Annotated in this window: 19 protein-coding genes; 8 read left to right on the top strand and 11 right to left on the bottom strand. The window is 40.0% G+C overall.

Translation table 11 applies throughout. The annotated features are described in order from the left end of the window. Nucleotides 1-42 precede the first annotated feature (42 nt). Nucleotides 43-2127: a zinc piracy TonB-dependent receptor ZnuD gene (gene znuD / locus LXF01_RS02960; protein ID WP_180173458.1), complete on the bottom strand. Its 2085-nt coding sequence runs from the start codon at nucleotides 2125-2127 to the stop codon at nucleotides 43-45. A 147-nt stretch (nucleotides 2128-2274) separates the two neighbouring features. Between znuD and LXF01_RS02955 the strand changes: the two genes are divergently transcribed. The 4 genes from LXF01_RS02955 to LXF01_RS02940 all read left to right on the top strand — a co-directional run bounded on the left by LXF01_RS02955 (nucleotide 2275) and on the right by LXF01_RS02940 (nucleotide 6531). Beyond that, entirely contained in the window at nucleotides 2275-3054 is a 780-nt protein-coding gene (locus tag LXF01_RS02955) for a DUF4184 family protein (protein WP_180102832.1), read from the top strand. Nucleotides 3055-3214: 160 nt separating this feature from the next. Continuing rightward, a complete protein-coding gene (gene aspS, locus LXF01_RS02950; RefSeq protein WP_180102833.1) occupies nucleotides 3215-4999 on the top strand; it encodes an aspartate--tRNA ligase in 1785 nt (594 codons plus the stop codon). A gap of 315 nt (nucleotides 5000-5314) precedes the next feature. Continuing rightward, nucleotides 5315-6181 carry a lysophospholipid acyltransferase family protein gene (locus LXF01_RS02945; protein ID WP_233944999.1) on the top strand — a complete coding sequence of 289 codons (867 nt, stop codon included), beginning with the start codon at nucleotides 5315-5317 and terminating at the stop codon, nucleotides 6179-6181. A 125-nt stretch (nucleotides 6182-6306) separates the two neighbouring features. Then, on the top strand, nucleotides 6307-6531 hold the full coding sequence (locus LXF01_RS02940; protein WP_067767767.1) for a hypothetical protein: 225 nt from the start codon (nucleotides 6307-6309) through the stop codon (nucleotides 6529-6531). Here the strand turns inward: LXF01_RS02940 and LXF01_RS02935 are convergent. After that, entirely contained in the window at nucleotides 6528-7490 is a 963-nt protein-coding gene (locus tag LXF01_RS02935; RefSeq protein ID WP_180177099.1) for a hypothetical protein, read from the bottom strand. The two genes, LXF01_RS02940 and LXF01_RS02935, sit on opposite strands and share 4 nt — an antisense overlap. A 124-nt stretch (nucleotides 7491-7614) precedes the next feature. Here LXF01_RS02935 and LXF01_RS02930 point away from each other — a divergent pair, with 124 nt between their 5' ends. Beyond that, nucleotides 7615-8658, top strand: coding sequence for a polysaccharide pyruvyl transferase family protein (locus LXF01_RS02930; protein WP_180039884.1), 1044 nt, complete (start codon nucleotides 7615-7617; stop codon nucleotides 8656-8658). Between the two features lie 30 nt (nucleotides 8659-8688). Here LXF01_RS02930 and LXF01_RS02925 read toward each other — a convergent pair whose 3' ends face one another. After that, entirely contained in the window at nucleotides 8689-9357 is a 669-nt protein-coding gene (locus LXF01_RS02925; RefSeq protein WP_180039882.1) for an SGNH/GDSL hydrolase family protein, read from the bottom strand. A gap of 102 nt (nucleotides 9358-9459) precedes the next feature. Here LXF01_RS02925 and LXF01_RS02920 point away from each other — a divergent pair, with 102 nt between their 5' ends. Next, nucleotides 9460-10131 (top strand): hypothetical protein, encoded by a 672-nt coding sequence (locus tag LXF01_RS02920; RefSeq protein ID WP_180039880.1) that lies wholly within the window; start codon nucleotides 9460-9462, stop codon nucleotides 10129-10131. Here the strand turns inward: LXF01_RS02920 and LXF01_RS02915 are convergent. From LXF01_RS02915 to LXF01_RS02880, 8 genes are all read right to left on the bottom strand, one after another. Beyond that, nucleotides 10128-11120, bottom strand: a complete 993-nt coding sequence (locus LXF01_RS02915) for a glycosyltransferase (protein WP_180039878.1) — start codon at nucleotides 11118-11120, stop codon at nucleotides 10128-10130. The genes LXF01_RS02920 and LXF01_RS02915 overlap by 4 nt on opposite strands. A 2-nt stretch (nucleotides 11121-11122) precedes the next feature. Further along, a complete protein-coding gene (locus LXF01_RS02910; RefSeq protein ID WP_078194168.1) occupies nucleotides 11123-11932 on the bottom strand; it encodes a polysaccharide deacetylase family protein in 810 nt (269 codons plus the stop codon). Nucleotides 11933-12070: 138 nt separating this feature from the next. Next, nucleotides 12071-13540 carry a phosphoethanolamine transferase gene (locus LXF01_RS02905; protein ID WP_233944998.1) on the bottom strand — a complete coding sequence of 490 codons (1470 nt, stop codon included), beginning with the start codon at nucleotides 13538-13540 and terminating at the stop codon, nucleotides 12071-12073. Between the two features lie 89 nt (nucleotides 13541-13629). Then, nucleotides 13630-14523: a mitochondrial fission ELM1 family protein gene (locus LXF01_RS02900; RefSeq protein WP_233944997.1), complete on the bottom strand. Its 894-nt coding sequence runs from the start codon at nucleotides 14521-14523 to the stop codon at nucleotides 13630-13632. A gap of 83 nt (nucleotides 14524-14606) precedes the next feature. Then, a complete protein-coding gene (locus tag LXF01_RS02895) occupies nucleotides 14607-15533 on the bottom strand; it encodes a branched-chain amino acid transaminase (protein WP_078191262.1) in 927 nt (308 codons plus the stop codon). An 18-nt stretch (nucleotides 15534-15551) separates the two neighbouring features. Further along, on the bottom strand, nucleotides 15552-18311 hold the full coding sequence (gene glnE / locus LXF01_RS02890; protein WP_180177102.1) for a bifunctional [glutamate--ammonia ligase]-adenylyl-L-tyrosine phosphorylase/[glutamate--ammonia-ligase] adenylyltransferase: 2760 nt from the start codon (nucleotides 18309-18311) through the stop codon (nucleotides 15552-15554). A 92-nt stretch (nucleotides 18312-18403) separates the two neighbouring features. Then, nucleotides 18404-19705 (bottom strand): sensor histidine kinase, encoded by a 1302-nt coding sequence (locus LXF01_RS02885; RefSeq protein ID WP_180177103.1) that lies wholly within the window; start codon nucleotides 19703-19705, stop codon nucleotides 18404-18406. A gap of 661 nt (nucleotides 19706-20366) precedes the next feature. Beyond that, a protein-coding gene (locus LXF01_RS02880) for an IS4-like element ISAba1 family transposase (protein WP_085940648.1) occupies nucleotides 20367-21457 on the bottom strand; the annotation gives its coding sequence in 2 pieces (ribosomal slippage) (nucleotides 20367-20917 and nucleotides 20917-21457; 1092 coding nt in all). Nucleotides 21458-22016: 559 nt separating this feature from the next. On the opposite strand from LXF01_RS02880, the gene LXF01_RS02875 reads away from it, so the two are divergent. Next, complete coding sequence (locus LXF01_RS02875) at nucleotides 22017-24251, top strand: NADP-dependent isocitrate dehydrogenase (RefSeq protein ID WP_233944996.1); 2235 nt, start codon at nucleotides 22017-22019, stop codon at nucleotides 24249-24251. Nucleotides 24252-24442: 191 nt separating this feature from the next. Continuing rightward, nucleotides 24443-24742 (top strand): HNH endonuclease, encoded by a 300-nt coding sequence (locus LXF01_RS02870; protein ID WP_180164886.1) that lies wholly within the window; start codon nucleotides 24443-24445, stop codon nucleotides 24740-24742. Nucleotides 24743-24802 lie beyond the last annotated feature (60 nt).

Here is a 24802-nt window from a genome sequence, read left to right as displayed (position 1 = left end):
GACTTTACCTAGACTTACTTAGAGAAGTCTGTGCAAATTCAATTAGAAACCAAATTCAAGACCGACCGTAAAATTACGACCGAATTGAGGAATATTGGCAAGGAATGACGTGTGAGAATAAACATCTTCATCCAATAAATTATTGGCTTTGAAATAGACCCGATAATCATTTTGATCTTTCAACTGACCACTATAGGCCACACCCAAGTTCACCATGTTGTAGCCATCTGTTTCACGCTCAAATGCAGTGATTTTGTCTTGTTTGAATACATGTGAATATTCTGCAAGACCTGACCAACCATCGGAAAAGTCAACATCTACCTTGGTTCCTAAGCGCCCTGCAGGCACACGTGGCGCATTTTCACCATCAATTTTGCCGCGTACATAATCACCAAAGACACTGAGTTTATACATATCATTAATGGCATAACCCACTTGAGCTTCTGCGCCATAAAACTTAGCTTTGCCTTGGGTGTAATCAACTAAGCGGAAGTTTTCAAAATTATCTTTGGTTGCGGCATAAATATAATTGTCATACCAGTTGTGGTACACATGAATGTGATAATCCAACTGATCTTTTTCATAATGGAAACCTAATTCGAGATTATTAGATTTTTCAACATCTAGATTTTCATTCCCACGTTCATAGGTATTGGTCGCAAAATGCTTACCATCTGCATACAGCTCTTGCGCCAATGGCAAACGCTCTTGATGAGAACCCACCAAGGACAATTTATAATTTGGTGCAAACGCCCAATTCACAGCACCTGAATAAGAAATGCCATAATCATCATAATCTTTTTGTGCAGAATCGATCTGAATTTTCTGCTGATCGACACGGGCGCCCAGCTCGACATGAAAATCACCAAATTGTTTATGCTCTAAACCAAACACACTCCATTTTTGGGTTTTATTTGGATTCATCAGTGACTCTTCACCACTGATATTAAGCTTTTGTTGATTGTATTGTGCGCCAATCACCCCTTCCCAATCCGCAATCGGGTTATGCACCAACTCTAAACGACCATCATAGCCCTGACTTTTAAAGGTCGTTGCCGCTGTATCACCTTCAATTTCGTCATGTTGATAATCGGTATAACTTGCATGTGCACGGAGTTTTTGGAAGCCCGCAAACGGATTCGCAAGTTCGGTACGGAAATCATAACGTTCTGACTTTAAGTCGACCCATGGGCCTGCGGCATCATGATCGTGATCATGTTCGTCATGCGCTGAATGATCATGTTCATCGGTATGCCCATGGTTATCATGACCATCACAGTGTAGATGGTCATCATGTGGATGACAGCTTTCATATTCATGACTATGACCCGGCAGGCCATATTGGTCTTGTCGGTTGCTATAAGACAGTCCAGCAAAACCACGATCATGAATCCATGACGCGCCCACACTGACATTTTGCCCTTCTGCAAAAGTATTACCGACTCGGCGTTCTTTTTCTAATTCGCCATCATGATCATGAAAATAATTGGGTGCAATATAGTCATTGGCTTTACGTTTCGAGCCTTCTACACGGATGGCAAATTGCTCACCTAAAGCAGCCGTCACACCGGCACTCGCCAATTTTTCATCACTGCCTGAGTTATAACGTAGCCCAACCTGCCCCTCTAAACCATTTTCAGGCATCTGCGTTGGAATTTTTTGATCGGTAACATTCACCAACCCACCAACCGTCCCAGCTGCATACAATAAAGTGGATGGCCCACGAATCACTTCTACTTGTTTCGCTAAAATTGGATCAACCGTCACTGCATGGTCAGGGGATAAAGTTGAAACATCTGCTGTTTCAGATGCATGCTCCAACACTTTGACACGTGGCCCATCTTGCCCACGTATTACAGGTCGACTTGAGCCTGCACCAAACTGATTTGAATACACTCCAGGTTGTCCGGCAATGGCATCACCAATAGTGACTCCACCTTGTGCCAAATCTTTATGCTTAATAATGTTATCTGCAACCGCAAAATCTGCAGCACTTTGGTTTAAGGGATGGACCTGAACATTAATAGCTTCGAGCTTTTGTACCTGTTGTTCTGGATCATCGGCATAAAGGTTGGGTGCAATCACTGCAAAAATCGAAACAGTTATTAAATTCTTATGAAAAGACATGTTGGAGAGACTCAAATCAGGCTATTTTTGAATAATGTTATAATATAACATTTCATTCGTTTTGCAATAAAAAACATTCTAATCTGCCCAAATCATATACACTCACTGATACCACATTGTATTTATTCATTTATTTATTTTAGTTCAATGCCTTTTACCATATCCCATGCTGTACTCGCACCGCCTATTTCCAAATTAAGCGGAAATCGCCTGCCTATTGCAGCACTCGCAATTGGTAGCATGGTGCCGGATTTATTCCGTTTATTTACCAATGCTGACTATGCAGGTTCACATCAATGGTCTGGGTTAATTGTTCCAAACTTAATCCTAGGTTTGCTGTTTTGTGTGCTGTGGTATGTGCTTTATCGCCCGATGTTATTTGCTTTTTTTGGTTTAAATAAGCCGCTGCATCTACAGAGTCTTAATCAATGCTGTGGGTTTATGCTCAGTCTCATCCTCGCACTCATCATTGGAACTTCGACGCATATTGTTTGGGATGGATTGACCCATGTTGACTTTCGTACCTTTGCATTTAAGGATCTATTGAGTCTACCGATTCAATTTTTTGGTCATTCATATCCCCTACATCGCGTGTTGCAAATTGGATTATCTGGCTTGGCACTCCCCGTTTTGGCATGGATGATTTATCGTCATCATCTTCACTATCGAAGTACTGTAAACGTCCCCACAACCATCAAAGTCTATGTATATGGTTTGGCGGCCCTGTCTTTAGCTGCGGGAATCGCTAGTTATTTTTATTTTGCTGACAGTATTTATTCAGATGCATTTGTGCATGACCTGTATGCCTATGTCGGCAAGGCTATTAATTATTTTTTCCGTGCATTTTTGGCCACGTTTAGCCTCGGTAGTCTGATATTTCTGATCTTAAGCAAGAGCACCAATATTTTTTCAACGTCATCGGCTTAAGCCCATCATTGACCGAAAATTTGCTGTAAATTTGGCAGTTTTAGCAATAAGTCCTTGTGACAAAACAGCCAAAAAGAGGCATAATCCCCTATTCGAATAAAAGCGGTGCGCTGTTTACGCATTCGCTGACCTTAACCCATATAGTTGGATTTCTAACGCTATGATGCGAACTCATTACTGCGGCTCACTTACTGAAGCCCAAATCGACCAAACCGTTACATTATGCGGTTGGGTTCACCGTCGCCGTGACCACGGTGGTGTAATCTTCCTTGACATGCGCGACCGTGATGGCCTTGTTCAAGTAGTGATTGACCCTGATACTCCTGAAGCTTTCGCGACTGCTGATAAATCACGTTCAGAATTCGTATTAAAAATTACAGGCCGTGTACGTCGTCGTTACGAAGGTACTGAAAACGCGAATATCGTGAGTGGTCAAATCGAAGTTTTAGGCAAAGAAATTGAAGTTCTTGCTGCGTCTGAAACTCCTCCATTCCCATTGAATGACGAAAATACCAATATTTCTGAAGAAGTACGTTTGAAATATCGTTTCCTCGATATTCGTCGTCCAGAAATGTTAGATCGTTTACGTTTCCGTTCTAAATTAACAAACCTTATTCGTAACTACTTCGAAGAAAATGGTTTCCTAGACGTTGAAACACCGATTTTGACTCGTGCGACTCCTGAAGGTGCGCGTGACTATTTAGTACCAAGTCGTGTTTCTAATGGTAGCTTCTACGCACTTCCACAATCTCCACAATTGTTCAAACAGTTGTTGATGGTGGGTGGTATTGATCGTTACTACCAAATCGCGAAATGTTTCCGTGATGAAGACTTACGTGCTGACCGTCAGCCTGAATTCACACAAATCGACGTTGAAACATCGTTCATGAGTGACGATGACATTATGGATTTGATGGAACGTTTAACGGTTAAGATGTTCAAAGAACTTCTAAACGTTCAGTTCGACAAGTTCCCACGTATGACGTATGCAGATGCAATGCGTGACTATGCATCTGATAAACCTGACTTACGTATTCCTTTGAAACTTGTTGATGTTGCAGACATGATGCAAGACGTTGAGTTCAAAGTATTCGCAGGTCCTGCAAAAGATCCTAAAGGCCGTATTGTTGCGCTTCGCGTACCAGGTGCTGGCGCGCTTCCACGTAGCCAAATTGACGAATATACTAAATTCGTTGGCATTTATGGCGCGAAAGGCTTGGCTTACATCAAAGTCAACGAACTTGAAAAAGGTATTGAAGGTCTTCAATCTCCAATCGTTAAATTCATCGAGCCTATCGTACTTGATCTATTGAAACGCGTTGGTGCTGAAAATGGCGACATCGTATTCTTTGGTGCGGACAAAGCGAAAATCGTAAATGATGCGATGGGTGCTTTACGTATTAAAGTCGGTCACGACATGAAACTTGCAACTTGCGAGTGGGCGCCACTTTGGGTTGTTGACTTCCCAATGTTCGAAGAAACTGACGATGGCAAATGGACATCTGTTCACCACCCATTCACGCTGCCAAAATCAAGCGTTGAAGAAGTGAAGAACAATCCAGGTGCTGCACTTTCTGTTGCTTACGATATGGTATTGAACGGTACTGAAATCGGTGGTGGTTCACTTCGTATTTATAACCTAGAAATGCAAAAAGCGATCTTCGAAGCGCTTGGTATTTCTGAAGAAGAAGCAGAAGAGAAATTCAGCTTCTTGTTAAATGCGTTGAAATTCGGTGCGCCTCCTCACGGTGGTTTAGCATTCGGTCTTGACCGTTTAGTGATGTTGATGACTGGTGCATCTTCTATCCGTGACGTGATTGCATTCCCGAAAACTAAGACTGCGGAATGTCCTTTAACCCAAGCGCCTGCGCCAGTTGAAGCGAACCAATTACGTGACTTAGGTATTCGCTTACGTGAAAAACCAAAAGCTGAAGAATCTAAATAATCTTACATTTTAAGATTTAGATTTTAAGTTTCAAAAAACCCTGCGCTATGCAGGGTTTTTTTATTTCAACCTATAAAAAGTGGTAGAAAACCTACAAAATATAAATTAAAGATTTGATTTACTTTGCTAATATCAAAACGCTTCAAGTACGTTATGATGTTGCACTACATCCTTTGAGCAATGGACAGCTCAATTTTCCACTTCCGATTATTTTGTTTTTAGATTCAGATCTTTTTGTACTTTTCACTGAATAAGTCCGGTCTCTTGGCAAAATTTATTTTATTCCATGCTGTCAATTTTGAGACCTTGTGATCCATGTACTTTATATTCAAAATCATCGCGCTATTGCCACTTTGGCTGTTACAAAACTTGGCTTTGATGATCGCGTTTATTCTTGACCTGTTTAACTCATCAATCAAACGTATCACTAGCATCAATATTCAACTGGCCTACCCAGACTTGTCCGAGACAGCGCAGAGACAGCTCGTCAGCCAAAGTATCCGCAGCCAATGCCTGACCTATATTGAATTTATTAAATGTTGGGGGATGCCGCCAAGTTATAGCCTGAGCTTATTGAAAAACATTTATGGTGAAAATATCCTCACGGAAGCACTTGCGAATAAAAAAGGTGTGATCGTTGTGATTCCGCATTTTGGCTGCTGGGAATTACTCAATGCATGGCTGAACCTGTATACAGAACCGATGATTATGTATAAACCGAATAAAAATAAAGGGATCAATCGTTATCTGTTAGAAGCACGAGAAAAGTTTAACGCAACACTCGTTCCTACAGATGAAACAGGGATCCGTGCCATTTTTAAACATTTGAAACAAGGTGGCCTAACGGTCATTTTACCAGACCATTTACCGAAGCCTTCAGGCGGTATTTATTCCAATTTTTTTGGGCAAAATACTTTATCAATTACACTGGTTTCAAAACTTGCTGCAAAAACCCAATGCAATGTCATTGGCTTAAGTTGTATCCGACAACCCAACTTAAGGCACTTTGATGTGCATTGCCAAACCTTATCAGACGAGATTTTATCTAAAGACTTACAATCCTCTGTCGACACCCTCAACATCGCGATGCAAGACATCATTAACCAAGCACCAGAACAGTATATCTGGTCTTATAAGCGCTTTCGGGTCTGCTTTGGCAATATCAATATATACCGCAAATAAAGGTGATCTAAGAACATCTCAACTTTTAGAGTTGTGTTCCACAGGCTTGAATTAATCTTATTCAATTGAGATCGATTATCGACAGTGGCATAATAGCCTCAATTTCCACTTTAAGTGATTCTCCTATGGCTATGCGTCCTGAAGTCCGTCGTCGTGCAATCGTGTTGATTGTTTTTTCTGTCGTACAATGGTTGTTCATGCGCTACATTTTAGCCAACGAATTATTTAACTTAACCACCTATAACCGTATTGTTTTATTCTGTGTCAGCAGCCTTGCAGGTGCCTTATTAATCTTTGTCGGTTTGATTTATATGGTGTTGAAAGGCAACGCAGATCGCACTGAAGATTAATTCAGTGCTCTCTCAGTTGTTTCCAAACTGATCACGTGCTGTGCTGTATTCCAGATTTCATTGCATTCTTGCCATTTTGCATGACTTACAAAGTGCGACTCATCTAAGCGTATAAATGTCCCTGCTGTACCATAAAGCTGTGTCAGGGTGTCGATAGCAGTCGAACGTATCGAATAATAGCGCTCAAAACACCAGCCCTGCTCATACTGAAAAAGCTCTAAAATCGTATCATATTTCAAAATTTCATAGCCCATGCTTTCAATCGCTTGAACGGTACTTTCACTCAGATATCGATGTGGTGCATAGTATAAATGCCGATCCGCCAGTTGCTGTTTAAGCGATTTTAAAATACTTAAATATTCTGCTTCCGACTTAAGATAAGTTCCCACAAGATTCGAACCAATGACTAAATCGCAACCATTTTTTGTCTCTAGCGCACGAGCGTTTTGTTTAAAGATCCGATAATCATTGATCGTCACCGGATGTGTAGTTTTTAAATCTTCATACAAGGTAAATAATTGAATTTTTTTTAAAACTTCAGGTTTTTGTTTAATCCCGAACAACCCTTGCGATCGATCTTTTGTGTAGTAAGTGCCCTGATTTAGATGATCCACAATCATCCGAGTTTCATTGCCATCATCGATTAACCAATAATTTTTTGCATTTAAAGTATTCATGAGATGCAGTGGAATATGCTGAATCATCCCTGTAAAAATATCGTCATATTGACTATGATCTGGAAAATACTTTTTCAACTGAAATGCATAAAACTTCTTTTTCCACCCCATAAAAGGTTGATATACAATACGATCCCAGCCCTGAAGTGTCTGTAACATCTGTTGCATCATGCGATGGTCTCGCAGTGAACCATAAACCACTAACAGTTCATTTTGCGTATCGGCTTGATGAAACCGTTGCATTGCCTCAAAGGCATTAAATAACTGTAATGGGGTCCGCACAATAAACAATCGTTTTATCATCACTATTACACTATATTAAGGGATGAGGCAGAATGATTTGCCCACCAAAATTAAACGTTATGATTTCCAATGCCATTTTGATCTTGAACAATAGGTAACCTTTTTGAAACACTTTTTTATTCTCAATGATACCCGTACCAACCTACACCATGGTTGCGAAGTCGTAATGAATAATCTGTACAGTCTAATACAGAAAAATCATCCTGATGCGAAGTTTTCTCAACTTTGTACGGGGCAAACGATTTCTGAAGAAAAATGGCTTGAGTTATTAAAAGATATCGATATTGTCCTGATCAATGGAGAAGGTACACTGCATGATGCAGCGCCTTTTGGTGAGTTTCTCCTCAAACTTGGATCTATCGCCAAACAACAAGGTAAACCTGTATTTCTGCTGAATAGCACTTGGGAAAATAACCCAACGTCTTGGAATGAACTGATTCAAGATTTTGATGGGCTCTATGTACGCGATAAAAAAAGTTTAGCAACGTTGCAGCCACAGCATCCACATTGTGAATATGCCGCCGATTTAACCTTTTATTCGAGTCATCAGTTTAATCCAGCTCATACAACAGAATCAGCATCTGCACGTCCTGCTCAAGTCATTGTGAATGATTCGGTGTATAGCCATGTCAGTGATGCCCTATTTGCCTATGCTGAAAAGCAACGCTTTAACTATCATCCAATCACCAAAAACTTGCCCTTAGATGCGCATACCATTGGCTACAATCCCAAAAAAATGAAGAAATTAAAACAATATAATCTTCTTTCTAAACTCACCTTTGGGCTATATAAGCCGCGTCGTTATTATCAAGACTTTAATTATTGTATTGACGACACACAGGCTTTTAAGCAAAAAATGCTCGAAAGTGATTTAGTGATCACTGGTCGTTATCACTGCTTATGTTTTTGTTTACAGATGCAAATTCCAGTGTTGATCGTTGCATCAAACACCTCTAAAACGCATAACTTGCTCAATGATGCACAGGTTACAGATCGCCATATTCGTTTGGAAGACTTAAAACAACTGAGTCTTGAACAACTTTATGCAAAGGCTAAATTTAGCGATGAAGAAAAGCTCAGACTTCAGTGTTTTGATCAGCAAACCAAGTTAAAACATGAACAGATTTTTAGCCAAATTTGTGCCTAAAAAAAAGCCGCTCAATGAGCGGCTTTTCTTTTAATGTGATTCAGCTTGTCGAATTGCAGCTAATACTGCCTCCGTTACAACTTGCTGACCTTGAGAGGATAAATGTGTTGAATCATCATAATAAAAATCTAAATTTTGTTTTAATTCATCATAATACGAGATATGTAAAACACGCTTACCATCAGCCAAATCATGCAAAGCTTGATTATAAATCACAGTTTGTGGTTCACGACTCATATCTTTATTTGGGGCAATATCCAACAATAAAATATATTTCGCCTGAGTCTGCTCAATCATATAAGCAATATTCTTCTTATACTCTTGAACAGGAACTACATTAGCCTGCCCAACCAAACTATGCCAATGAATTTTTCGCGCATATTTTTTAATTTTTTTCACTATTTTACGTAATAATCTACGCCATGGTGAATCCGGATAATACAAGACAAAAGGTGAACCTTTGAATGTCAGCCAGCTGTCAACTAATCCATATTGAATACTCAAAATATCTGTATTAGCCACGTCTTTTAAATTAAAAAACTGTAACCCTTCACGAGTAGTACTCATAGTATAGCCATAGTTTTCCAAAGCCCAATCTTGTTGTAAAGCAACACGTTCTGGATAAGCATTACCCATATTGCTTATTTCTCCGACCGTATTACAATCTCCTAAAGCAACGTAACGAATTGGTTTGCCCATGTAACCTATTCCAAAGACAGTGATGCGGCATTATACGCTACAAAATATGTCATGTTACACTATCGTGAATCGTTCAAATTTATTTCATTAATGTGAGTCCACATGCAAGCAGATTTCGGCCTATCTTCAGAAGCTTATCATGTTCATCCAGAAAGCTTAATCACTTTATCGCAGCGTGATTTTTCTTTTCAAGGTGATCATTTAGGTTGTGATGCGGTTGTTCTTTTAGCGTGTGAAGCAAACCAGCATCAAGATTGTATTATCTATTTAAAGTCAGTGACTTCATTGGAGCAAGATCGTGTACGTACTCGATTTGCATTCCAAACCGAAGGTTTTTTATTTAACTTTTTTGGTTCTTTTATTAAAAAAATTCGCTCTCGTCGCCAAAATTTTGGTTCTCATAGCTATCGTATTTTACTCAGTGACATTACAGAAAATGCGTTAGAACGGAATATTAAAACGCCTGAAACGGCATACAACTGGACGAGCCGCCGTTGGAAGCTGGATGAAGATAAACGTCAGGAACGCTACAGTAAACTGGAAAAATCTTTTAAAGATTCGGGTTATGACTTTAACTTTCCAATGCACATCATGTTATGCCGTTCTATGGGCGTAAAAGATAAGCTGAATCAAGGACATCATCGTATTATGTTCTGTAAAATTTACGGCATTACAGAAGTAAGCACCAAATTTATTAGTTCAGCCTACATGCCACCAGTATTTCAGCCTTTCTTTAAAAAGTTCATCGAAGTCACTAACTATAAACAAGTTTAAGCAGTCTGACTCGCAATCGCCTGCCTATATACATGTTCTGTGTTCAAGAGCATGTGCTCGATGGTTAAATGCTGCTGTGCCAAGTTAAATGCATCTTGAAAAACAGACTCAGGATGCTCCAAAGCGCAATAGCGTTTGATCAGTTGTTGTAAAGCATCGGCATCGCTCGTTTCACATAACCACGTTTCGGAAATAAACTCAGGCATCATCCCAACACAGGTTCCAAAAACAGGTCGGTTTAATAATAAAGCTTCACCCAAAGTGTAAGGACCACCTTCACGTAAAGACGAGACGATAAGTGCTTCATGCTCACTGATCTGCTGTTGTATGTCTTCACAAAATCCGATGAGCTGAACCCGATCGGATAAATCTAAATCTTGAATAAGCTGCTCTAATAACGGACGCTGTTCCCCTTCGCCTGCAATCGTCAACCGATGAGGAATATCTTGCCAAGCTTGAAGTAAAACGTCGAAACCTTTCACCTCATTTAAGCGACCAACTGCAATGAACTTACGATTCTTTTGAAATTCTTGACGAACGATCTTCAGTTCAACGCCGTTATATACCACTGATGTTTTGGATGGATTTTCCAATTGATGTTTTAGCTGTTCACTCACCACAATAATATGATCAAATGATTGATTCATTTGATTCTTTTTCTTTTGACCATGAACCGTTACGACACAGGGGAAAGCAAATGATTTAACCATTCCATGCACAAATTGGGCTGTTTTTGCTGCATGTACATGTAATACATCTGGCTGAGTTTCAATAATTTTCTTTTTTAACTGATACTTTGTCCAAGGATTATGCCGACTTCCGCTCAAATCCATTTTTACAACATTCACTTTTGCATCGAGTAAATGAGCAAAACGCTCATGCGCAATCAAGCTGACCTGATTGTTTTGGCTTAACCCATTCGCCAATTCAATCACATGCTTTTCTAGACCACCATCTTCAGCACTGGCCATGACTAATGTAATACGCATGCTCAACCCTCTCGCTTACCTAATTTAAGTCTTAACTTCACTGCAAACATCGAGTCTTTACCACTAATTTTAATACGACGTAATTGCATAAAATCAGGACTGAAGTCATCAATGCCTTCTATGGTGGTCACAGCATTGGTATAGCCAGCTTGTTTTGCGAGTACGACATCACGTTCCGAATATATTCCAAATGGATAAGCAAAACTATGTACTGGTTTTCCTGTCATTTCTTCTAATTGCTGCTTCGATTGAGTTAACTCAGAAAGACACGCTTCATCACTCAATTTATCTAAATTTGCATGCGTCATGGTATGTGAGCCAATTTCGACTAAACCACTGGCTGCCAACTGTTTGACTTGCTCATCATTCAACTTAGGCTCACGTGCTAACTCACCACTGTTATGATGGGCTTTCTTATAGGTTGACCAATCCCGGTCATGTCGATCTACCACCACGTAAATCGTGGCTTTCGCTTGATATTTTTCTAAAATCGGAAAGGCATGTTCTAAATTATCTAGATATCCATCATCAAAGGTAATCGCAACGGTTTTTTCTGGGTGTTTTCCCCAGTCGTCTTGTAGTTCTTGCATGGTCACAAAATGAAAACCTTCGGACTTCATCCACGCCACTTGCTTTTCAAACTCTTCAGGATTCACTCGCAGCTTATTAAATTTTGCACCATCAATATGCTGACGAACCATGTGATACATCAATACACGCGGTTTCTTCCAATCGACTGCAGGTTTCCACCAAGCATATTTGTAGCTGAACGCAATCACCAATAACAGAAGAATAAGAACAATATAAATCACAGGGATAAGCCTTTAAGCACACTCAGGCTATGTTGCCACACGCTCTGAAGCTTTAAAAGTACACGCCTATAATTTCCTTGATTGTGAAAGATTTCGTTAGCAGTATTTAACCCCATATAAATAAGCTTGAGTCGATTACTACAGACCTTTTAAAGACTGATATGGCACATAATCATCCCAATCAAAAACGGTGACATTTTGATTATCTTCGATATTCGCCAACGATTTTTTAGGATCTAATAATGGTGTTTTCACCCCCAATAAATCTGCATAAATATGCATATAATCATAGGCACTCACAGTCTTGTTATAGTAGTTTTTGGCCTGCGCATCGCTACGTAATACAAAAAATGGAACCTGATAATTATCTTTAAAATCATTATCTACATGATATGAATCTTCATCCACGGTCATACCATGATCAGAAAAATACGTCACACTGAAATTACGCTGATCAGCCTTCAAAGTGGTATATATCTGTTCTATAAAGTGATCCAACTTATTGATCGAAGATAAATAACAATTAATCGTTTCAGGTTTATTCGCATACATACGTGGTGCATTAAACAGACGTTCACAGGCATCCGGATGTGAACCCATCATATGAATAAAAATCACATTTTTTTGATTGGCATATTTTTTTAACTGGGCCTGTAATATTTCGACCATTTTGTCATCATCAATATTACTCGACATATAGTTACCACTTTTCAGGAAGAACTGATGATCGGCATGAATGGCAATTTTAGAAATCGCCGTATCATTTTTCCCCATAAATCCCTGATTTGAAATCCATATGGTGTTATAGCCCGCTTGTTTTGCTAGCGTCACAACATTTTTTGCAATCTGCGGTTCACGATTTTGATCAACCAAAGTCAGCGTTCGAGTCAGACTAGTTACCGTATTCGGTGCAGTTGCGATGTAATGATCTACAACATCCAGTGGCATCTCATTTAAAAAAGGTGTGGTATCGTCTTTCGAACCGTAGAGTGATAAATGATCTCGCTGAACACTCTCACCAATGATAATCACTTGATTGTCATAGCTAGCATTCACCTGCTGAATTTCCCAATCGATATCTTGCACATTATCCTCAAGGAGTTTGGCCTCTTCTTGTTTATATTTAACCGTCGCTAGTGCAGTTTGAACACCAAACACACTGACGCCGTTGGCAATAAAGATAAGTGCCAAAATCAGCTTGCGATAATTTCCCTGACGAGTTGGATTAAAAAATAGAATATAAAAACAGAGGCTTGAAAATAAAATCAAGGCAAAAATAATATATTTAGGATTAACTACAGATAAAAATTCAAAAGCTTCATTGGTATTGCTTTGGAACATCGATGCCACGATTCCCAAAGACATGTGTCCTTGTAAGAACCCCGTCCCACTTGCAATATACAGGCTAATGACAAAAAACAGCGCAAGGAAAATGTACTTAAAAATACGACTATGTAATTGTTTTACAGCAATGAATAAAAACGTACTCGAAAGAACCAAAACAAAGAATAAAGGAGCATCTTTGATTTCAGATAAATAGTCCCAAAAACCTAAGCCAACACAAAACCCAATTGAAAGCAAAAAAGGAAACAAATAGGTTTTTAGCATTGACCCGACAACCCTGTAATATTATTCAAACATTTTCGAGATAGACTGAAATGTTAGTAGAAAATTTTTCGTCGGGTATTATCTATACTTTAGGGACCGAGTACAATCTTTTTAGCGATACGGTCAGTTTCTTTAAATTCGGTAGCGAGTTTCAAATCAGTTAAAGTGGTCTGTAACGACACCAAGCCTTGTTTTAAAATTTCATCTACCGACTTGGTAATCCGGTCTTCCTTCAGCCGATCCACTTCAATCACCCCGACTTTACAACCCGCGGTGAGAGCCTCGTAAATCATTGAAACACTATCCTCAGTCACCCAAACTGCTTCAGCTTTTTGCATTTCTTCAAAAATCCAACCTTGCGGCGTATCCTCAACAGGGAAAATCTGCAATTTTTCAATATTTTTCAACTGCGTTAGTTCTGCTAAAAATGCTTTTGGTGTGCGCCGTGAAGTGGTCAAAATGATTGCTGAATTTGGATTCTGCTCGACTATCTGCTCAATCGCTTGGAGCACTTTAGCCGCATTCCACTGATGGCGTTTTGAAGAGCCACCCAAAGCGATCAGGATTCGACCGTGCTGATGCCGCTCCTCATTCACAATAGGATTTAACGCACCTTGTGTGGTTAGTACTTTATTTGATGCTTGAATACCATCGTGCTGTGGAATTACCGCATAATCAAACCATGCAAACGGCAAGCTTGGTTTCATTAAAATAATGGTTTTGGCTTTGTTATACACCTTGCCCAACAGCCATACTCGAAAATGTGTGTGGCTACCGACGCCAAAAATATAGGTTGGCTCGTGTTCTACGGCATGAAGCTGATGGCTAAATAGCGCAGAAATAAGTGTCACTATAGGCAAATCATCAATTGAAATTTCTTGAAATGTGACTACTTCCTGAGATTGGCGCTGCATGGCTTTAAATAAACCCAAAGCTTGTGAGCGATGTCCTGCTTTACCATCACTGACATAAACAATATGCATAGTCACGTTCCCAAAAATTCAATATCTTCAAGCCAATAAAAAAGGCGAAACTTAGTTTCGCCTTTTCATCTTAACCGATCAGCTTATTTTACGTAAGTTAACCAGTGCGCATATTTAGGGTCTTTACCCTGTACCGCATTAAAGAATGCAGTTTGGATTTGCTCAGTGATTGGACCACGACAGCCTTCACCAATTTGACGGTCATCATATTCACGGATTGGCGTCACTTCAGCAGCAGTACCTGTGAAGAATGCTTCATCAGCGATATAGAATTCGTCACGTGTAATACGACGTTCAACCACTTCAAAACCAAGGTCTTTCGCAATCGTAATAATGGTTTGACGGGTAATACCATCAAGTGCACCACCCGCGATGTCAGGAGTATGAATCACGCCATCACGAACTAAGAATACGTTTTCGCCTGAACCTTGACATACATAACCTTGTGGGTCGAGTAACATTGCTTCGTCATAGCCAGCATGTGCCACTTCTTGGTGGGCAAGAATTGACAAAGTATAGTTACCAGATGCTTTTGCTTTACACATGGTCACGTTTGGATGATGGTGCGTAAATGAAGACGTTTTAACACGAATACCCTTCGCCATCGCTTCATCACCAAGGTAAGCACCCCAGCTCCATGCAGCAACAACGGCATGAATTGTATTGTCAGTTGCTGCAATACCTAATTTTTCTGAACCAATAAAAATAATTGGGCGTAAATAGCAAGAAGCCAATTTATTTTCACGAACCACATCAATTTGAGCTTGTTCTAATGCTGCATGATCAAATGGGACTTTCATTTGATAAATTTTTGCAGAATTTAATAAACGCTTAGTGTGTTCTTTTAAACGGAAAATAGCCGTTCCATTCGGAGTTTCATAAGCACGGACGCCTTCAAACACACCCATGCTGTAATGCAATGTATGTGTTAATACGTGAGTTTTCGCCTCACGCCAGTCAACTAATTGTCCATCTTGCCAAATAAAACCATCACGATCAGCCAAGTTCATGGCACACACTCCAAATTTTTATACACAGTCATTTTTATCCAATGCAAACGTTGCAGTTGGATCAATTAATCTTTGCCATAGCTTGCAAACGACCACTCGGGTATCGTGCCAATCGTCAGCTGAAACTTGCATGGATTGATTCGCAAGTGCTAAACGGTGGCTCTCGGCTCGTTCACGGAGATAAGCTTGAATCAATGCTGTCGCGTCGGCGCTGGATAAGCAATCCGTTCTTGCGGCATCCTCAAGGATTCGTACGTTGTCAGAGTAATGGGCGAGATCGGGATTCGACCCACTCCATGCTAATACTGCATACTGTGCCATAAATTCGATGTCAACGATACCACCTGCATCTTGTTTTAAATGAAAAATTCCATCTTTTTGCTGCTCTTTAGAAGAACCTAGATGGTCTTTCATTTTTTGGCGCATTTTTAGCACTTCTGCACGAACATTGTTCTCATCGCGTGGCTGAGTCAAAATATTACAGCGCAAGTTTTCAATTTCAATCCGTAAACTGTGCTCACCTGCAATCGTTCTGGCACGTACTAAAGCTTGATGCTCCCAGACCCAAGCATTTTTATGTTGATATTGCTCAAAGGCTTTTAAGCTGGTCACCAATAACCCCGCCTCTCCCGAAGGTCGTAAACGTGTATCCACCTCATACACTCGACCATCTAGGGTTTGCGTGGTCATTAAGGACATAAATTTTTGTGCAACCCGCATGGCAAATTCAAAGCCACTAATTGGTTTCTGTCCATCGGTATCGGCTTGTTCATCCATATAGTGAATAAACACCAAATCCAAGTCCGAACCATAACCCAGCTCGATGCCACCCACCTTGCCATAGCCAATTACCGCGAAAGCCGTGTGATCAATCGAACAACGCTGCCCTTCTGCATCAATTGGATAGCCATGTTTTTTGGCAACAATTTGATATGCCAAATGCAAGGTTGCATTCACCGACACTTCAGCAATATCGGTCAATGCATCCGACACTTTCATCAACGGACTTTCTGCCAAAACATCACTAGCAGCTACTGCTAAGACATTGGATTTTTTAAATAATCGAAGAACACGCATTTGGTCTTCGACTTGATCAATTTCAATTCGAAGCAGTTGTTGACGTAGAGAGTCTTCTAAATCTTTACGCTTTGGCAGCTCAAAATCCATCGACAAAAACTCGTCCAACAGCACGGGATAATGCGTCAATTCTTCGCAGATCCAAGGACTCACTGTTGCCATTTTCACTAATCGTTGTAATGCCCCTTTGCTCTCAATCAGCATCACCAAATAGACCGTACGGCGCAGCACCGACTCCACCAAAGGCATGAGACGTAGTAAGGCCACCTGAGGTTTATCTGACTGTAATATCGCCTCAATGAGATGTGGCCAAAAGGTTTTTAAGCGCTGTACAGCTTTGGCAGGTAATTTTTTCAGCGCATGTCCATACCAAAATTCGTGAATTAAATTTTTGGCATCATCATCTAGAACATCGTTCAACTGGGCTTCTAAATGACTAAAACTTTCCAATAACGGATCGGGTTCTTTTTCTTTAATAAGATGCTCAAATTGGTAAATGACTTTGGCACGCTTCTGATTGAGTACATTCAAAAAGTCATCCCAAGATGCAAAACCTAAAGTATCTAAAATACGTTGGCGTGGTTCAGGCTCATGGGGCAACGATTGGGTTTGCTGATCATTGAGCGCTTGTATCGCATGTTCAATACGACGTAAAAATAAATACGCATCTTCTAAATCAGCAACCGCGGTATTTTCTAATAATCCAACTTCACCTAAATGATGCAGACTCACCAAACACTGACGATCTTGCAGCTCGAGTTTTGAACCGCCATAGATGAGCTGAAAGACTTGAACAATAAACTCAACTTCACGAATTCCGCCTGCACCGAGTTTAATATCCTCTTCGATATTACGACGTAGCACTTCACGTTCGATCATGGCTTTCATGTCACGCATAGCTTCGAAAGCGGTGTAATCGACATATTTGCGGAAGACGAAAGGTCGGGTCATTTCCAGTAACTCGGCGCCTTCTTTACCGCCCGTGACGATCCGTGCCTTAATCCAGGCATAGCGTTCCCATTCGCGTCCATGCTGGCTTAAATATTTTTCTAATGCCGCATGACTGATTGCCAAGGCAGAACCATCACCCCATGGGCGAAGGCGCATATCTACACGGAAGACAAAACCATCTGCGGTAATATGGTCAAGCAAGTAAATTAATTTCTGGCCCCATAAAATACAGAACTGCTGCACATCAATACATTTTCGACCGTTGGTTTCACCCTGTTCATCAAAGGCAAAAATAAGATCAATATCACTTGAAAGATTAAGTTCCTGCGCACCCAGTTTTCCCATGGCAACCACAATCAGGTCTTGAACTTTCCCCTTATAGCTTAGCGGTTCGCCATATTTCGCAATCAACGGCTTTAGTGCAAAATCTTTTGCCGCACAGATGGACGCATCGGCAAAGTCTGAAAGCTCTCGAGTTAAGGTGACGACATCGGTGAGTTGATTGGCATCTTGCCAAATCCAACGAAACATGAGACGTGCGCGCAGCACACGAATTGCACGCATCCAACTATTTTCATCTTGGATATCGGCAAGGCTGCTTGCGACAAAATGTTGAATTTGTGCTGTACTGAGCGAGGTTTGAAACTGATCAATTGCATAGTCTTGTTCTAAACTGGCCTGATGGATTCCGAGCACCTGTTCAGCATATTGACTGGCACGTAATGTTTTCTGCAATTGCTCCGCATTCATTTCACAAACCCTAGCGTGATTTTTTTCTAGTTATAACAGTTGATAACGCTTAGGGAAAAGTATTTTTAGGCTTTTATACCAATAGATGCGCATTAAAGTTCACTTAAGGTCGCATCTTTTAAGGTCTCATCTTTCTGTGCACTGCTGCTCTCGGTACTTAGGGTTTGATGCAGGCTCGTCGCCTGTGGCAACCAGACTTTAAATTGTGTGCCTTCACCTTCTTTCGAGTTCACCACAATTTCACCCTGATTTAAGTCCACAAAACGTTTACAAAGGACTAAACCCAACCCCGTACCACGTTCTCCTGCCGTACCTTTAATACTAACCGTCAGTTTTTGCTGAAATAAATCATCAATCTGAGCTTGGGTCATCCCCAATCCAGTATCTTGAATAGTGAATACAACCCGTTCTCCATCTCGATCGGCTGAAATCGTCACCACACCTCTACCATCGGTATGGGTAAATTTCAATGCGTTTGACACCAAGTTTTGCATCACTGATGTGATCATATTGATATCTGCATTGACTTTAATGCCTTCAGGCACGGCATTGATCAGTCGAATATTTTTCTTCACAGCCAAGCTATTTAAGACATCACTGACGATTTTTGCAGACTGATGTAAATCAAAATTAATCGGGTGATAAACAAAGCGACCACCTTCTGCCATAGCCCAGTTCAACAGGCTTTCTAAGAGGTTATACGTCGACTGTGTGGTGTCATATAAATAGTCTGCAATATTTTGCACACTCGAATCATCTAAGGTATGACGCTCCTGTGCCAAAACTTCAGAAAATCCAAGTAGACCATGAAAAGGTGCTCTTAAATCATGCGCAATAATTTGGAAAAATTTAGTCTTACTAAAATTAAGTGCCGACTGCTGTTCATAGGCTTCTTTTAATTCAGCATTTTCAACGCGAAGCTGAATAATATTGACTAGACTTTGTACAAATTCTTCAACGATCTTTAATTGTTTGGCTTCAAATGCAGTGACTTGATCATCAAACAAAATCACTTTACCAATAGAGTCTTGATCATATTTTAAATCGAAAGCGACTAGACGCTGATGCCCTAAACCCAGTTCCTGCATATAGTCGCAGTAAGCTTGGTAATTTTCAGTGTCGCGATCTATACGGGAATGTTCAGCAAAAAACTGATCTAGACGATCATCATCAGCTTCGGCCATAAAGGCCTTAAATATGTGCTCTGACGCATACCATATATAAGGTTCATTTTTAAATGCGAGGACAGCATTATCGACTTGCACAATACCACGCGCGAACTTTAAAAATTCTGCAATGCGGTTGTCGTCCGTATAAACCCCCATCAATAAAGACAAACGACAGGAAGTTAATAATTCGGTTTGTGTACCAATATCCAGTAAACGTAAAGCCATCCCGTTGCTCTCCTCAGGGTTTATCTTAAAGATAAAAACCAACTGTTATGTTCAAGATTAATAGCAAAAATAGCCCAAACACTCAATAACAAAACCCAACAAAAAGACAAACATCATTTACAAATGCGCTATTTAATCGAACTTTCATCCAATTAGAAAATAAAAATATCTATAAAGAACATAACATTAAAGGTAAAACAAAAATTAAAACAATAAAATTAGAAACTTAAATTAATTTAAATTTTATTAACTGTTTATTTTAAATCGTACTTTTCGCGTTTTATTCAAACTAAAAACATGACCAAAAGAAATATTCACTTACATAAGACCTAAAAAACTGGGTTTAATTTTCTTTAACTACATCACAAAAAATAGTGAGTTTTATGATTATTCTACGACCAGATTGCTCATCAGGATGCTCGTTTCAGTCAGCTACACTAAATGAATCTATTTTTAAGTTTTTCCATTAGACTAATTTATTAGTTTTTATCAGTTGTGTGTGTCATTTGAGCGTTAAACCATACCTGCTCGCTTTTACTTTATTAAACTGAGCTAAAGATTCGTTTCATGCTTCTACTGTACATGAACTCATTCACCCAAATGACTGAAGCTGAAAAAGTGCCATGCCTTATTCATCAGATATCTCTGTACACGACAAATTTCACAGAACCCTTATCCTATCAGGATTCTGCTTTCTTAAAATTGCCAAAATTTCCTTAAACTCTTCTTTTTTCCCAAAACCAATTAAACGCTGAATCGCCATTTGAACATAGTCTAAACCATAGCGAAATAAACTCATTGAGAGTCGTCCATGCTTCTTTATTTTTATCGCTTTTTTTTGATTATGTTGCCATTCACCCGTTAAGTAACACCAACAGAAGCTTATAGCTAACACCGCAATCAATTTTTTCACTCGTCTAGGGTCTGTCAAGCGCGTATTTTCAAGATTAAACCCGCGTCCTTTGAGACAACTGAATAAGGTTTCAATTTCCCAGCGTAATGCATAATCCTGAATAGCATTGGCATTAAACTGAGGAGAAACGACGAGTAAAAGCTCTCCATTTTCTAACTGTAGTGCACTTATATATAGTTTCACCCGACCAACCAAAATCCGTCGTTTACGACATTCAATTTGACCAACTTTAAGATGGCGAAATAAATCACTAATTTTATGATTCTTTCCTAAATGATTGGTGACAATGAAGTTTTTTTAACACGAATGCAGAAGTTGATGTCTTGTTCAATTAACCATGTAAACCACTGCTCACCGATAAACTCTCTGTCTGCGAACACATTCACAATACGGTCTTTACCAAAAATGGCTATAAAGCGTTGAATCAAAGCAATACGCTCTTTCGTATCTGAATTTCCACGTTTATTAAGCAATGTCCAAAGGATAGGTATCGCTATTCCACGATAAACGATTGCGAGCATCAGGATATTAATATTTCGTTTTCCCCATTTCCAATTGGTTCTATCTAAAGTCAGTTGCACTTGGTCGAATGAAAACATATTGAAAATCAACTGAGAAATTTGACGATAATCAAAATACTGACCTGCAAAGAAGCGCTGCATACGTCGATAAAATGATTGTGGTAAACACTTGATGGGCAAGGCTTTAGATGCAGAAGAAAGATTACATGTTTGCTTTAAAATAATCACAAGCATGATGAGCGCAAAGCACTTTAAATGTGACTTGTTCCATTTTAGAGATTTGTTTAAGATAAGATATAACTCATTGAGATGTGTCATAGTATTCGTCGTTAGAAAACAATTATTGTGACATTATTTCAATGAGTTATCTATTTTTGTCGTGTACAGAGATCAGATATATAAGTTATCGCATAAACATTCCGCGAACGTTCAAAGTCAAACGGAGCATCAAACTCACGTCGTTCTTTAATAAAGTCCTCAATCCTGACTAATTTTCGAACTTCCGCACCAAATCTACACCTAAAAGTTAAGGCATTCGGTTTGACCTATCAAACGCTTTGCTTTACAAATAAAACTTGAACGAGCCATAAAGAACAGATCAGCCCAAAAAAAATGATTTAAATTTAATTGTTCAATAGCTTTAAGCTATGAATAACAAGCTTTCAATATTTCCCTTTTCGGTTTTGCGCTAAAATTGGGCGTTAAACTGCACTTCTTTTGTATCATTTTTCTACGAAATGACCACATCACAGGATCTTGCGTTGACTGAAAAGCAATGAACCCCGATACTTTCATAGTTTTATTTAAGCAAATCGGTTCATAGAGGCGAGCCACAAGCTCGGACCTCAAAGACACAATCTAAAGCAAGGGGCTATATATGGCTGGTGGAAAGTCAACTATCATCTACACACTGACCGACGAGGCGCCATTATTGGCGACTTACTCTCTGCTGCCGATCATTGAAACCTTTACTAAACCTGCTGGCGTTGAAATCGTTAAACGCGATATCTCAGTTGCAGCACGTGTACTCGCTGAATTTTCAGACTACCTAAGCGAAGAACAAAAGGTGCCAAATAACTTGGCAGAGCTTGGACAATTAACCCAAGATCCAAGCACAAACATTATCAAACTTCCGAACATCAGTGCTTCAGTTGGCCAATTAACTGCTTGCATTAAAGAATTACAGTCTAAAGGTTTTGCAATTCCGAACTACCCAGAAAACCCAGCGACTGAGGAAGAAAAAGAAATCAAGGCACGTTATAGCAAATGCCTAGGTTCTGCTGTAAATCCTGTACTTCGTGAAGGTAACTCTGACCGTCGTGCGCCTACTGCAGTAAAAAATTACGCGAAGAAACATCCGCACTCTATGAGCGAATGGAAACAGTGGTCACAAACTCACGTTTCTCACATGGACGAAGGTGACTTCTACCACGGCGAAAAGTCTATGACTTTAGACCGCGCTCGCAATGTAAAAATGGAATTGATCACTAAGTCTGGTGAAACTATTGTTCTTAAGCATAAAGTTGCGCTTCAAGACGGCGAAATCATCGACTCAATGTTCATGAGCAAAAAAGCACTTTGCGACTTCTATGAAAAAGAATTAGATGATTGTAAAGAAGCAGGCATTTTGTTCTCTCTACACGTAAAAGCGACTATGATGAAGGTGTCTCACCCAATCGTTTTCGGTCACTGTGTGAAGATTTACTACAAAGATGCATTCGAAAAACACGGCAAATTGTTTGATGAGTTAGGTATTAACATCAACAACGGTATGTCTGGTCTTTACGAAAAAATTGAAACTCTTCCGACTTCTCTTCGTGAAGAAATCATTGCTGACTTACATGCTTGCCAAGAACACCGTCCTGCACTTGCAATGGTTGATTCTGCAAAAGGCATCACTAACTTCCACTCACCTAATGACGTAATTGTAGATGCATCTATGCCAGCAATGATCCGTGGTGGCGGTAAAATGTGGGGTGCTGACGGCAAACAGTACGACTGTAAAGCTGTAATGCCTGAATCTACTTTCGCGCGTATCTACCAAGAAATGATCAATTTCTGTAAATGGAATGGTAACTTTGACCCACGCACTATGGGTACTGTACCTAACGTTGGTTTGATGGCGCAAAAAGCTGAAGAATACGGCTCACACGACAAAACTTTCGAAATCGCTGAAGCGGGTGTTGCAAACATCACCGACCTAGAAACTGGTGAAGTGTTGATGTCACAAAACGTGGAAGAAGGCGATATCTGGCGTATGTGCCAAGTGAAAGACGCTCCAATCCGTGACTGGGTGAAACTTGCTGTGACTCGTGCACGCAACTCAGGAATGCCTGCGATCTTCTGGCTTGACCCGTACCGTCCACACGAAAACGAACTCATCAAGAAAGTTCAAACTTACTTGAAAGAGCACGACACTACTGGTTTAGACATTCAAATCATGTCTCAAGTACGTGCTATGCGTTATACACTTGAACGTGTTGCTCGTGGCCTAGATACAATTTCTGTAACTGGTAACATCCTACGTGACTACCTAACAGACTTATTCCCGATTATGGAATTGGGTACTTCTGCGAAAATGCTTTCTATCGTGCCTCTAATGGCTGGTGGCGGCATGTACGAAACTGGTGCGGGTGGTTCTGCGCCTAAACACGTACAACAACTTGTAGAAGAAAACCACTTACGTTGGGATTCTTTAGGCGAGTTCTTGGCGCTTGCTGTTTCTCTTGAAGAAATGGGCATCAAAGAAGACAACGCGAAAGCTAAACTTCTTGCAAATACGCTTGATGCTGCGACTGGTAAATTGCTTGACAATGACAAGTCTCCATCACGTCGTACTGGCGAACTAGACAACCGTGGCAGCCACTTCTACCTTGCTAAATACTGGGCTGAAGAACTTGCTGCGCAAGACGAAGATGCAGATCTTAAAGCGAAATTCGCTCCTCTTGCTCAAGCTCTTGCTGACAACGAAGAAAAAATCGTTGCAGAACTTGCTGAAGTTCAAGGTAAAGCTGCGGACATCGGTGGTTACTACGCTGTAGATACAGCGAAAGTAAATGCTGTAATGCGTCCAAGCGCAACTTTGAATGCTGCTCTTGATGCTGCTCAATAAGTTGATGCAAAACTAACTTAAGTTAGTGATGTAAAAAACCAGCGCTTCGGCGCTGGTTTTTTTATACCCTCATTTATATAGTGTTATGACAACTCTTTCATTTAATACTTTGCTCTAAATTTTATGAATGTGATTTATCAAAGGTTAGGATTTTTCATTCAACTACAGCCCTAAAATAAGGAAAACCTAAAATGGCAAATTCATGGGGAATACCAAAGCACATAGAAGATGCGGTCTCGGAGCGAGATCTGTGCTGTGTATATTGCGGCAAAAAGTTTGGCACTGAAAGAGCCAACAAGAAGTCTTGGGAACACATTATCAACGATATAAGAATTACAACCTTAACCAATATTGCATTGTGCTGTGTTGGCTGCAATGCATCTAAAGGCAATAAAGACTTAGCAACTTGGTTCCACTCTGAGAATGCTCGAAAAAGAGGTGTCAACACTGAGACAATTGCAGATGTCCTCAAAGTAGCTTTAGATAGTTAATAAATCTTTTAAATACTACAAGCCCTATAATACACCCGATCAATCACATTTGATTATTGT

The organism is Acinetobacter sp. SH20PTE14, from assembly GCF_021391555.1.
Lineage (GTDB): Bacteria > Pseudomonadota > Gammaproteobacteria > Pseudomonadales > Moraxellaceae > Acinetobacter > Acinetobacter amyesii.
This window is presented reverse-complemented; position numbering and strand designations above follow the sequence as displayed.